Annotated in this window: 9 protein-coding genes; 5 read left to right on the top strand and 4 right to left on the bottom strand. The window is 62.0% G+C overall.

The annotated features are described in order from the left end of the window. Positions 1-34 precede the first annotated feature (34 nt). Entirely contained in the window at positions 35-1,195 is a 1,161-nt protein-coding gene (locus HJB89_RS01490; protein ID WP_221148746.1) for an acyltransferase, read from the top strand. 73 nt (positions 1,196-1,268) lie between these two features. Here HJB89_RS01490 and HJB89_RS01485 read toward each other — a convergent pair whose 3' ends face one another. The 3 genes from HJB89_RS01485 to HJB89_RS01475 form a co-directional block, all read right to left on the bottom strand. Beyond that, positions 1,269-3,197 (bottom strand): PAS domain-containing sensor histidine kinase, encoded by a 1,929-nt coding sequence (locus HJB89_RS01485; protein ID WP_221148744.1) that lies wholly within the window; start codon positions 3,195-3,197, stop codon positions 1,269-1,271. Positions 3,198-3,266: 69 nt separating this feature from the next. Continuing rightward, positions 3,267-4,673 (bottom strand): FAD/NAD(P)-binding protein, encoded by a 1,407-nt coding sequence (locus tag HJB89_RS01480; protein WP_207585442.1) that lies wholly within the window; start codon positions 4,671-4,673, stop codon positions 3,267-3,269. Between the two features lie 292 nt (positions 4,674-4,965). After that, positions 4,966-5,583: a flavodoxin family protein gene (locus HJB89_RS01475; protein ID WP_207585441.1), complete on the bottom strand. Its 618-nt coding sequence runs from the start codon at positions 5,581-5,583 to the stop codon at positions 4,966-4,968. A 123-nt stretch (positions 5,584-5,706) separates the two neighbouring features. Here HJB89_RS01475 and HJB89_RS01470 point away from each other — a divergent pair, with 123 nt between their 5' ends. From HJB89_RS01470 to HJB89_RS01455, 4 genes are all read left to right on the top strand, one after another. Then, positions 5,707-7,668, top strand: coding sequence for an ABC transporter ATP-binding protein (locus tag HJB89_RS01470; RefSeq protein ID WP_207585440.1), 1,962 nt, complete (start codon positions 5,707-5,709; stop codon positions 7,666-7,668). Positions 7,669-7,751: 83 nt separating this feature from the next. Continuing rightward, a complete protein-coding gene (locus HJB89_RS01465) occupies positions 7,752-9,650 on the top strand; it encodes an ABC transporter ATP-binding protein (RefSeq protein ID WP_207585439.1) in 1,899 nt (632 codons plus the stop codon). 130 nt (positions 9,651-9,780) lie between these two features. Next, a complete protein-coding gene (locus tag HJB89_RS01460; protein WP_207585438.1) occupies positions 9,781-10,101 on the top strand; it encodes a hypothetical protein in 321 nt (106 codons plus the stop codon). Positions 10,102-10,528: 427 nt separating this feature from the next. Further along, on the top strand, positions 10,529-11,566 hold the full coding sequence (locus HJB89_RS01455; RefSeq protein ID WP_207585437.1) for a LacI family DNA-binding transcriptional regulator: 1,038 nt from the start codon (positions 10,529-10,531) through the stop codon (positions 11,564-11,566). Positions 11,567-11,573: 7 nt separating this feature from the next. On the opposite strand, the gene HJB89_RS01450 is transcribed toward HJB89_RS01455, so the two are convergent. After that, positions 11,574-12,866, bottom strand: coding sequence for an MFS transporter (locus HJB89_RS01450; RefSeq protein ID WP_207585436.1), 1,293 nt, complete (start codon positions 12,864-12,866; stop codon positions 11,574-11,576). Between the last annotated feature and the right edge of the window lie 99 nt (positions 12,867-12,965).

The raw sequence follows: 12,965 nt of genomic DNA, 5'->3' as shown, positions 1-12,965 counted from the left end.
ATTTCTTACCCGAACAGAACATATAAAGCTGCACATGAACCGGCCGGATTACATTCCCAGTCTCGATGGCCTGCGCGGTATCGCCGCGCTGCTGGTCGTTCAAGCCCATGTCGGACTTATCTTTCCGGGTGCATCCGTGCATTTAACGACCATGGGCAGCGAAGCCGTCGGCTTGTTCTTTGCCCTCAGCGGCTTTCTGATGGCCCATCTCTACGGTTCCCGGCCGGTGACCAAAGAAAACGTCCTGGATTTTCTGGTGAGCCGCTTTGCCCGCATCTATCCGGTTTATCTGGCTGCCGTTCTGCTCGTGGCGATGCTGTCCGGCATACCAAATCTAGACTTCGTTCAGCCGATCATGGGCGGGATGGACTTTGTGCGCCATGTGTTTCTGCTGGGCTCGAGTGGCGTTTTCTGGTCGATTCCACCCGAAATTCAATTCTATCTGCTCTTCCCAATCCTATGGCTTTGCTTAGCCCGACCGCACCGCTATAGCGGCGTGATCGTCGGCTTCGCAGTGGTCATCGTCGTGGATGGCCTGCTTGAATTGCCAGGGCCTGGAATCATGCTCGTTTCCAAGCTCCCGTACTTTCTTTTCGGCGCACTTGCCGGGGCGATGCATTCTTACTGGGATCGATGGACGCCTTCCGCCCTCACGGGAATTTTCACGCTGTTCCTTCTGGCGGTGTTCTTCGCTTACAGGCATCTCGCGCCTGGTTTTTCGCCCGAATTCTGGAGCCTGCAAAGTGCGGTCGCCGCGGCCGTCATCGTGGCACTCGTCGCACGACAACCCCCCATCGCAGCAAATGTCCTGGCTGCTGCACCGATGAGGTTTCTGGGGACGATCAGCTTCTCCCTCTATCTTTTCCACGTCCCGATAATGTTCCTGGTGCATCGGACTTTTGAGACTGTGATGCCGGAACCGGCGCTCATCGCGGTAGCGCTGTTCGTTGCGGTGGGGGGAGCGTGGTTCCTTCATGAGACGATCGAAGTCCCGAGCCGACGCCTGCTCGTCGGCTTGTGGCAGCAGCACCGGTGGCGCGTAACCGCACGCGATTCTTCGGCTGAGCGGATCGAACGCGCGATCCTTGACCTGCAAGAGACCGAAAAGCGCCTCCTCAGCGGCGCAACTTCAGCCACGGTCGGGGCCGACCGCGCCGTCATCCAAGATAATGGCGACGAGACGCGTAGCGCGTAGTGCAGACGCGACGAGGCGTTCGCCGGACCAAGTCGCAACGCAGCTGAGAATTGGGCGCCGCCGCTCGCGTTTCTTAAGAAGCGACCCGGCTGATCGCATCGGCGAGCTGGGTCTGCGAGAAGGGCTTGCCCAGGCGGGGCAGATTGGCGATGCCGGTTCCTTCGGGGAGTTCGGCGTAACCGGTTGCGAGAATGATCGGCATCTCAGGCCATTCCTCGCGGATCGCCTCGGCGAGTTCAGCCCCCGTCATGCGCGGCATGGCATGGTCGCAAATCACCAGATCGACCGGCTGCCTGCGCAGGATCTCAAGCGCATCGGGGCCGGCCATGGCCTCGAACACGGTGTGACCGAGATCCTCCAGCATCAGCGTCGTATTCATCAGCACCAGACCATCGTCATCGACGGCGACGATGCGCAGCCGGCGCGACGCATTTTCAGCGCGTTGCGTCAGGCCTATAGCGACCTCGGCTGTCCGCTCGACAACGACGACCGGGAACCACAATTCAGCCGTGGTGCCTTCGCCAAGACTGCTCTTCAGCATGAGGCGGCCGCCGGACTGGGACGCAAGGCCTTGCACCATGGAAAGCCCGAGACCGGTACCCTTGCCGACGCCCTTGGTGGTGAAGAACGGCGTCGTTGCCTGCTCCACCGTCTTTGCATCCATGCCCTCGCCTTCATCGATCACCGCTATTCTTATATAGCGGCCAGGCGGCAGCGGAGCCTTGCCTGATGGCGCGGATTCCTCGGACGCGCGAAGCACGATCCGGCCGCCGGACGGCATGGCGTCGCGGGCGTTGACGACGAGGTTGAGGATCGCCATCTCCAGCTGGTTCGGATCGGTAAGGATCGTCGGCAGCCTGACGGGGAAAGAGGTCTCGATCCTGGTAAGCGGGCCGAGCGAACGGCTCAGCATGTCCATCATGCCGCGCATCAGGCCGGAGACGTCGATCGGCTCCATGTGCAGTTCCTGCCGGCGGGAAAAAGCAAGCATGCGCTGCGTCAATGCCGCGCCGCGCTGGGCACCCTGCATCGCATTATCAACAAGCGATGTCAGCGACAGATCCTGCGGCATGCGCTTCTTCAGGATTTCGAGACTGCCGAGCACAGCCATCAGCAGATTGTTGAAATCATGGGCGATACCGCCGGTCAATTGGCCGATCGCCTCCATTTTCTGCGATTGGAAGAGTTCTTCGCGGGCCTGCTCCAGCGCGCGCTGTGTTTCCATCTTTTCGGTGATATCGCGGGTGATCTTGGCAAAACCGATCACATCGCCTTCATCATCCCGGATGGCGTCGATGACGACGCTGGCCCAGAAGCGGGTGCCGTCCTTGCGGACGCGCCAGCCTTCCCTCTCGAACCGGCCTTCGCCGCGCGCAACGCCGAGCGCGGTCTCCGGCACGCCGGCTGCTCGGTCCTCGGGGGTATAGAAGGTCGAGAAATGCCGGCCGATGATTTCTTTCGGGCGATAGCCCTTGATCCGCTCGGCGCCGAAATTCCAGCTGCTGACATTGCCGTCGGGATCGAGCATGTAGATCGCATAATCCGAGACGCCCTGGACGAGCCGGCGGAACTGTTCCTCGCTCTGGCGGATCGCCTTTTCGGCGGCTCTGCGTTCGGTCAGGTCACGGGTGATCTTGGCATAGCCGATCAGCTCGCCGGAGGGACGCCGGATCGGGTCGATGATCACATGCGCCCAGAAGCGGCTTCCATCCTTGCGCTGGCGCCAGCCTTCCCCCTCGAACCGGCCGTGTTCCTTGGCGGTCGCGAGCGCCCGCTCCGGAACTCCCGCGGCGCGGTCCTCTTCCAGATAGAAACGGGAAAAATGTTCGCCGACAATTTCGGACGGCTTGTAACCTTTGAAGCGCTGAGCGCCGGTATTCCAGCTGGTGACGATGCCTTCGGGGCTGAGCATATAGATGGCGTAGTCGGTGATGGCATCGACCAGAAGACGAAAGCGCCCCTCGTCGTCAAGAGACGTATCATGTCGATTCAGCGCTTCCATCGGCCCCTCTGAGTCACCAGCGCTTTATAACGCAAACGCAGACGGATGGTTCCGAAGCAGCCTCAATTTTCAGACGGCCTTAACCTGTGGGTAGAACCGCTCGCCGACCCGTTCGGCAGCGGCATAAGCCTGCGAGACGATCTCCGGCACCAGATCGATGTCGGGCAGGCTGCCGAGGCCGAGCGGGCCGACGGCAAAGAGCCCGGCGACGGTCGAACCGTCCTCCAGGAATGGCTCGCCGCGCGCATTGACCGCCAGCCCGAGCGAAAGTTCGTCGGGCATGGCGAGGCCGGCGGAAAACAGGCTCTCAATCAGCGGCGCCGAAAGATCCGGCGCCTGACAGCGGCAATCGATGATGCGCTCGGCATGGATGACCTCTTCGGCAGAGGAACCGGCCGGCGTGAAGAACAGGCCGCTCAGGCCCCGGCGACCGGCCCGCCCGCGGCGCAGCACCGTGCGGCCTTCGGCCAGCTCGCGTTTCAGGCGCAGGTGCATGGCTTCCGGCAGGCGGTTGCGGTGGCTGTCGTAGATTGCCCGGAGGTGCCGGTTGAACTGATGTTTGTCGCGTGCCGGCAGCGAGCGCCAGAGCGAGCGGGCATGTTTCCTGAGGCCGTTCATCACCGATTGCCAGCTTCGGCCCTCTTCTTCAGCCTCGCGACAGGCCTGGCGGATGAAGCGCACGATCTCCGGCAGGCTCTCAGGCAGCGCTTCGGCCGGGAACAGCGGATCGGCGGAATTCGGCGTATGGCTCTGGGGCAGGAAACCGCGGCGGGAAATGATCGTCACCTGGCCGGCATAACCGGCATCGCGCAGCTGCAGCAGCTGGTCGACGACGCGAATGCCGCTGCCGAGCAACACCGCATGTGGCCGTGCCACGAGGCGCTGGGCCCTGACCGGCGAAACCTCCTCACCGCCGGTATCCTGATCGTTCAGGCCGTAGCCGGTGGCCAGCATCACGGTATCGAACAGCGGATTGGCGGGATTGGCGCTTTCGAGCAGGAAACGGTTGCCGTGGCTCCTGCGGATCGCCACCACCGGATCGTTGCAGACCTGGACGGTAATGTCTCGGCGCGCGGCGAGCGCTTCCGAAAACCGCTGGTAGACATAATCGCTGAAGATTTCCTTCGGCACGAAGATCTGCCGGAAACCGGGAATGGCGGCCGGCACGGCGGCGCGAAAGGCGGCATTGCTGCAGAGCCAATCGTTGAAATCGTCACTGTCGCCGACAGACACCGAGAGATCGCGCACGCGGGTGTTGAGGATCGTCGAGGCGCGCACTGACGCCAGCGCCTGCCCGCCGCTGACCGACGAATTCGGATCGAACAGTTGCAGGTGGAAGGGCGCGCGCAGCGTCTTCATCAGCGCGATCGCCGTCATCATCCCGGAAAAGCCGCGCCCGACGATGGCAATACGCGGCACCGCCGATATCAGCGCCGCCGCATTGGCGCGCGCCGAAAAAAGTCCCTGAACCGTCATCGCAACTCCTTTGCGGTTTCATCCGCACCGTGGGTCGATCGAGGTTTCAACGCATAAAACAGCGGATCATGCGTTAATGAGGTTCATGCGGCCATTCACGACAGCTGCCGCAGGATCGAGGTCCGAGCCGGAAGCCCCGGAAATGCACAAGCGGACCAATCACGCTCGCCTATAGTCTATTAAACTAGTAGTGTATGAAAGCGCGAAATGGCGCATATGGCAAGAGGTTTATTGCCACGGCAATTCAAGCCATTGAAAGATAACTTGGTTTAGAACGTCGATGCGGCGCGCTTCAGTCACCCTCGCCCGGATATTGCTTCGCCTTCAGCAGGCCGGCCAGATGCGCGGTATTGCGCGCCAGCGTGTCGACGGCTGTCGTCACCACCTTCGGAACCTTGTCGAGGTCGACGAAATTGGTGGAACCCAACGCCTCGCCGACCCAATAGGCGACGGCGCTGGCCGGAATGGTGAAGCCGACATCGTTCAGCGCCTGGAAAAGCTCGGCCGACACATGATGGGCGCCGTCCTCATTGCCGACGACGGCGACGGCCGCGACCCTGCCATAGGAAACCATGCGGCCCTGATCGTCGGTCTCATCGAGGAAGGCGTCCATACGCTCCAGCGCCCGCTTGCAGACGCTGGAGGGCTGACCGAGCCAGATCGGCGTCGCCATCAGCAGGATATCGGCGGCGAGCACCTTGGTGCGAATATCAGGCCAGTCATCGCCTGCGCCTTCATCCGATGTGACGCCCGGCTTGACGTTGAAATCGGCAAGCCGGAGCACTTCGGTCTTGACGTCATAGGTCGACAACGCCTTGTCGATGAGAGCGATCATCCGGTCGGTCGAGGACGCCTCCTTGGCATCGCTGGTCTTCAGTGTGGCGTTAAGAGCGAGGGCTTTCAGCGGCATGGTCTCTCTCCGGTAATGATTGCCTGACAGGGTTTGCCTGCTGCAACCAACCCACAATGCGATTGTTCCCGCCAGCTCGCGAGGAGACCTCACGTAAAAATAACCAGTTGGTGAATTCTTTACTTGAACCCCCAAATGGAATCGGCAAAAGTGAAGGCGCAATCAATCCCTTCATGGATTTGCCGTCTTTTCGGGCCAGCGTCCGACCACACATCTATTGGAAAAAATACCGTGAGCAGCGATGCGTTAACACGCGCGACGAAGCCTTCGGCTTCGATGGCGCTTGCAACTGCGGCAGGCTGGGGCCGAGGCCTCTTCACATTGGTGCGTATCACCATGATGGCCTTCCGCCACCCCTGGCAATCGGGCTTTGCGATCGGCGCCACGCTGGTCGCTTCCACCTTCCAGCTGATGATCCCCCGCCTTCTCGGCCAGGCGGTCGACCACACACAGATGGCGATGAGCGGCGGCGCGGCGGGCCAGGCGGCGCAGGACGCGCTTTTGACCACGGCGCTGCTCCTGCTCGGCGCCAGCGTGTTGCGCGGCCTCTTCACCATGGTCCAGAACTATTACAGCGAAGCCGTCGGCCATCACATCGGCTACGAGTTGCGGCTGGCCTGCTATGAGAAGATCCAGCGGCTGTCTTTCAGCTTTCACGACACGGTGCATTCCGGCGATCTGATCACCATCGGCCTGCTCGATCTCGAAGGCGTGCGGATGTATTTTTCCACGGCGCTCGTCCGAATGATCCTGCTGTCGATCCTGATCGGCATCGGCGCCTATATGCTGCTGTCGACCGATATCGTGCTCGGCCTCCTGGCGCTCTCTTTCGTGCCCTTCGTCGGCTGGCGCTCTTCGGCGACGCAGCTCAGGCTGCGGGCCACCTGGCTCGATCTGCAGGAGCGGCTTTCGGTGCTGACCCGCATCATGGAGGAGAATCTCGGCGGCATCCGCGTCGTGCGCGCCTTTGCCGCACAGGATCATGAGCTGTCGAAATTCGAGGCGGCCTCGAAGAATGCTCTGGCGCTCGCGCATCAACGCGTCGGCATCCGCGTCCTCAATACCAGCGCCATGACCTTCTCCTTCTTCCTGGCGATGGGCCTGGTGCTCTTCGTCGGCGGCGGCAAGGTGACGTCGGGCGAGATCACCGTCGGCACGCTCGCCTCCTTCCTGACCTTCATGACCATTTTGCAGATGCCGGTGCGCCAGCTCGGCCTGATGGTCAATGCCTTTGCCCGCGCCTCCACCTGCGGCTCGCGCCTCTTCAGCCTGCTCGACCTCGACATCGCGATCAAGGACGCACCGGATGCCAAGGAATTGGCGGTGACCGACGGCGTGCTGCGCTTCGAGAATGTCAGCTTCGCCTATCCCGGTTCGGAAAAGCGCACCGTGCTCCACGATGTCTCCTTCGAAGCCAGACGCGGCCAGACGATCGGCATCGTCGGCCCTCCCGGCAGCGGCAAGTCGACGATCGCCCATCTCATTCCCCGCTTCTACGACGTTAGCGGCGGCAAGATCACCATTGATGGCCAGGACATCCGCAAGGCAACGCTGCAATCGCTGCGCCGGGCGGTTGCCGTCGTGCAGCAGGATTCCTTCCTGTTCACGACGACGATCGAAAACAACATCGCCTATGGCGACCCCTGGGCAAAGGAAGGTCGCATCGAACGCGCCAGTGAAAGCGCCCAGCTGCATAATTACGTGCTCGGCCTGCCCACCGGTTACGACACCGTCGTCGGCGAGCGCGGCGTTTCACTGTCCGGCGGCCAGCGGCAGCGTCTTTCGATCGCCCGGGCGCTGATGCTGAAGCCGGCGGTGATGGTGTTCGACGATTCGACGGCGGCAATCGACGCGGCCACCGAGCAGCGCATCCGCAGCGCCATGCGCCGCTATGCCGCCGACCGGGTGACGATCATCGTCGCCCATCGCCTCAGCTCGCTGATGCATGCCGACCAGATACTGTTCGTCGAAGACGGCCGGATCGTCGAGCGCGGAACACATCAGGCGCTGCTGTCGCTCGGCGGCCGCTACAAGGCGCTCTACGACCTGCAGGTTCGGCCGGGCGACGAGGTGCTGAGCGCCTAACTCGCCTCTCCCCCGCTGGGGGAAGAGCAAACAAGCAGTGAATATTGCGGGCCATCCCATGTAATGGCCGCAGGAGGAACGAGATGGCCGAGGAACTGGAAACCGAGCGTCCCGACGTTCGCGAGGATGGGCGCCGCCCGCCGCGGGCGGTGGTCGGTTCGCATCGCGTCGAGGAGGAGATGTTCGGCAAGGCCTTCGACGGCAATATCGTCAAGCGCATCTGGGTTTTCGTTCGTCCCTATCGCCGCCAGGTCCTCTGGTCGGTCGTTGCCGTCCTGACCTTCACGATGATGCAGCTGCTGATCCCGCTGATCATCCGTTATGCCATCGACCACGGCATGTCGCCGGGCGGCAACTCTTCGGCACTGGTCTGGTCGATCGCCGCTTTCGCCATCGCCATATCAATCAACTATGCGGCAAGCTACGCGCAGGAGACTCTGGTCGGTGGCGTGGCGGAAGACGTGCTCTTCGATATCCGCCGGGCGATGTTTTCGCATCTCCAGCGCGTCTCGCTCTCCTTCATGGACAAGACCGAGGTGGGCCGGCTGATGTCGCGCCTGCAGGGCGACGTCAACTCGATGCAGGAATTCCTCGAAACCTCGGTTCTCTCGGTCGGCGACATCGTGCTGCTCTTCGGCATCGTCGTCGTCATGCTTTATCTCGATTTCAAGCTGGGGCTGCTGACGCTCTCGGTGCTGCCGGTGCTGTTCATCGTCCGCTTGTTCTGGCTGCCGCTCGCCCGCAAATCCTTCATGGCCGCGCACGAGACCAATTCGGTTGCCAACGGTGCCCTTGCCGAAGCCATCCACGGCGTGCGCGCCGTCCAGAGCATGGACCGGCAGGGCGTCAACTTCACGCTTTATGACGACAAGGCGCATGCGAACTTGCGGACGCATCTGACGGCGGCACGTTATGCGCAGGTGATGGTGCCGATCGTCGATAGCCTGACCGGCGTGGCGATGGCGCTGGTCATCGTCGTCGGCGGCGCCCGCGTTCTCAACCAGGCGCTCGATGTCGGCGTTCTCGTCGCCTTCCTGTTTTACATCCAGCGCTTCTTCGACCCGATCCGTTCGCTGACGCTGCAATATTCGGTGATGCAGCGCGCCATGGCCTCCGGCCAGCGGCTGACCGAAGTGCTCGATGTGCCGGTCGACATCAAGGACGCGCCGAATGCCAAAGCGCTATCGCGCGACATGGACGGCTCGGTCGAATTCAACGACGTCGTCTTCGGCTACAATCCGAAACATCCAGTGCTGAAACATGTAAGTTTCAAGGTCAATCCCGGCGAGACGGTGGCGCTGGTCGGGCCGACCGGGTCCGGCAAATCCAGCTGCATGTCGCTGATCCACCGCTTTTACGATGTGCAGCAAGGCCAGGTGCTAGTCGGCGGCCACGATGTGCGTGACCTGACGCAGGATTCGCTCGGGGCACAGATCGCCATGGTGCTGCAGGAGCCTTTTCTCTTCACCGGTACCGTCTTCGAAAACATCCGCTACCACAAGGCGGAAGCGACACGCGAACAGGTGATCGAGGCGGCAAAGGCCGTCGGCGCGCATGAATTCGTCATGCGCCTGGCCGATGGCTACGACAGCATTCTCGGCGAGCGCGGCGGCAATCTTTCGCTCGGCCAGCGCCAGCTTTTGAGCTTTGCCCGCGCATTGGTGGCAGATGCGAAGATCCTCGTGCTCGACGAGGCAACCGCCAACATCGACAGCTATACCGAGATGCTGATTCAGAAGGCGCTGGTGAAGCTGCTCGAAAATCGCACCGGCCTCGTCATCGCCCATCGCTTGGCGACGATCCGCGAGGCCGACCGCATCATCGTGCTGCAGAACGGCGAAATTATCGAGAGCGGCAACCACCGCCAGCTGATGAAAAACGGCAAGCTCTATTCCAAGCTCTATAACCTCAACTACTCGTCTTTCGACGATATTCCCGAAGACGTGCTGGAGGAGACGACGGCGACGCAGTCGGCGACCTGACCGCGACCCCCATGGCGACCCCGCTGAGAAAATGACATGAATTAACGCCTGTCGCAAAGTTTGATCGAACAAACGATTTGCTGCCGCATTTCTCTTTTATCGGGGGACGAGTGCCACTGAGGAGAATGACATGAAGAGAATCATTAGCAGCCTGTTGATCGCGACGGCCCTTGTTGGATCGGCTATTCAGCCTGCTGCCGCGCGTGACCACCATCATCACGACAATACCGGCCGCATCATCGCCGGCGGCGTTGCCGCAGGTGTCGTCGGCGGCCTTATCGGCGGCGCACTCGTCAATGGCGGTGGCCCTCGCTACGTTGATGAAGGCCCTCGTTATGTCGAGAGCCCCCGTTATGTCGAACCCCAGCCGAGATGCTGGTATGAGGACCGGGACGTGCGCAACCGCTATGACGGCGGCTACCACGCCGAAACCGTCCGGGTCTGCGAATAGGCCTGAGCATTTGCAGCGGCTTTGACCTCGTCATCGCCGCTCGACCCCTCAGCCGAGGTTGTGTTTCGCAGCCTCGGTTTTGGTTTATATCAGCGACATCCCAAGAATCGGCCCCTCATCCGGCTGCCGCCACCTTCTCCCCGTCAACGGGGCGAAGGGTATGTGCAGCGACCTCTCCGTCCCCACTAACCTCTCGCGGGGCACGTCCCCTCTGCCTGTTTTTTACGGGGAGAGGGTTAGGAGGGGCAGCCTTCACCGAAGGGCGGTACCAACGCACAGTCTGAACTTCGCTCAAGCGAGTCATCCCGAACTGGTCATGCGCCGGAGCTTCCAGCCGTAACCTCTACCCACGGCTTTTCGCAGGCGCTGTCCTGTGGCAAGAAGGGCCACTGACGCGTGGCGCTTTCAGAGAGGAAGATCGACAAAGATGAAGGGAATTCGCCAGCTCGCCGAGCATCTCGACATTTCGATCGGGACGGTGTCCCGTGCGCTGAACGGCAAGCCGGACGTCAACGAAGAAACGCGCCGGCGCGTGCTCGCCGCCGCCGAGGAGCTTGGTTACGTCGCCAACCAATCGGGCCGCAGCCTCCGCCAGGGCATGACCAACGTCATCGGGCTGATGCTCGAGGTCAGCCGCGAGACAGTCGAAAACAGCGACGACTTCTTCCTGGGCGTCACCGACGGGCTGCAGAGCGTCTTTTCCCGTCACAAGCTCGATCTGGTCATGCTGCCCTGCCCCGATGACGAGGATCCGCACGAATATCTGAAGCGCATGGTGGCGCGCCGCCTGGTCGATGCGATGATCATCTCGGCGACCCGACGCACCGACCGACGCATTGAGCTGTTGGAAAAGGTCCGAATCCCGTTTGTGGCGCTCGGCCGCAGCGCGTCCGGCGGCAGCTATACCTGGATGGATCTCGATTTCGAAGGCGTGGCGGCGCGCGGCGTCGACCGGCTGGTCGCAAAAGGCCACCGGCGGATCGCGGTGGCGGCCCCCTCCTCCGACATCAATCTCGGCTATATCTTCCTCGAGAGTTACCGCCAGGCGCTGAAACGCCACGGTATTGCCTTCGACCCGGCCCTCGTTATCCGTGTCAAGTCGAGCGAACAGGGCGGTTATCAGGCCGGCCACGAACTGCTGATGATCGAAGAACGGCCGACGGCGATCATCCTGATCCACGAACTGATGGCGATCGGGCTTTACCGGCGGCTTGCCGAGGCCGGCATCGTTCCCGGCCGAGACCTCGCCGTCGTCGGTTTCCGCGAGGAGCCGCGCACGCATTTCCTGCAGCCGTCACTGACCTCCTTCCGCATGTCGCTGCGCGATCTCGGCGCCCAGCTCGGCGAAACCCTGCTTGCCACCATGCCGGCCTATGCCGATCATTATCCGCAGGGAGCCCGCAGCCGGATCTGGCCGCTGGAACTCGTTCCTGGCGAAAGCGACGCGTTCACGCTGACGGGCTGAGTTCCCCTCACACCCGGCTCGGCGCCGCCGGAGGCTCCCGGCTCGACAGTTGCCGCGTGACGAAGAAGACCAGCAGAGCGCCGACAGCAAGGCAGGCGGCGAGGAAGAACATCGGCGCAGTCGTGCTGCCGCTCGCCTCCTTGATCCAGGGCACGACGTTCTGGGCGACGAAACCGCCGAGATTTCCGACCGAATTGATGGCGGCAAGCCCCGCAGCGGCACCCGCCCCTTTGAGGAAACGCGAGGGCAGGCTCCAGAACACCGGCTGCGGCGCGAAGATGCCGGCAGCGGCGACGCAGAGGAAGGCGAATTGCAAGGCGTGGTTCGGGATCAGCGCCGACAGCAGCAGGCAGGCGGCGCCGATCAAGGCCGGAACGACGATATAGGGCGTCTTCGATTGGGCCTTGTCGGCCATCGTGGGAACGGCATAGAGCGCGACCGCAACCAGCAGCCAGGGAATGATGTTGAGGAAACCGTTCACCGTGTTGCTGACGCCGAAGGCCTGGACGATGGTCGGCAGCCAATAGCTCAGGCCATAGGCCGAGAGCGGAAAGGCGATATAGCAAAGCGCCATCAGCAGGACGCGCGGGTCGATCAGCGCCTTGAAGCCGTTTCCGGCATTTTCGCCCATGCCGGCATTTTCCGATGCGAGCCTCCGTTCAAGCCAGTCCTTCTCCTCGCCAGTCAGGAAACTTGCGTTTTCAGGCCGGCCGGGAAGATAGAAGAAGGTGACGATGCCGGCGATGACGGCTGGAATACCGGTCGCCAGGAAGACCCACTCCCAGCCGGCAAGGCCGTAAAGACCATCGAGATCGAGCAGCACGCCGCCGAGCGGTGCGCCGACGGCATTGGCGATGGCGCTGAAGATCATGAACAGCCCGACCATCCGGCCGCGATAGGCAGAGGGGAACCATAGCGTCAGCAGATAGAGCACGCCTGGAAAGAAGCCGGCTTCGCAGACGCCGAGCAGGAAGCGCAGGATATAGAACATCGTCGCGTTCTGCGTGAAGGCGAGCGCGACGGTGACGAGGCCCCAGGACACCAGGATGCGGGCGAACCAGACACGGGCGCCGAGCCTTTCGAGGAAGAGGTTGCTCGGCACCTCGAAGAGAAAATAGCCGATGAAGAACAGCGAAGCGCCGAGGCCGTAGGCATATTCGCTCATCCCCAAGGCATCGACCATCTGCAGTTTGGCAAAGCTGACATTCTGCCGGTCGATATAGGCGATGAGATAAAGGATGCCGAGAAACGGCATCAGCTTCCAGGTGATTTTCGAGATCAGCCGCTTCTCATCGACCATGCGTATCCTCCGGAATGATCATGTTGCGTCATGGCGTAAATAGTGCTGGCCGCCAATATTCAATCGCGCGAGGTATTTTCTGCGGTATCGCAACCCTGA

The organism is Rhizobium sp. NZLR8, from assembly GCF_019685025.1.
Lineage (GTDB): Bacteria > Pseudomonadota > Alphaproteobacteria > Rhizobiales > Rhizobiaceae > Rhizobium.
Note: the sequence above shows the minus strand (reverse complement) of the source record. Positions and strands in the feature narration are given on the sequence as shown.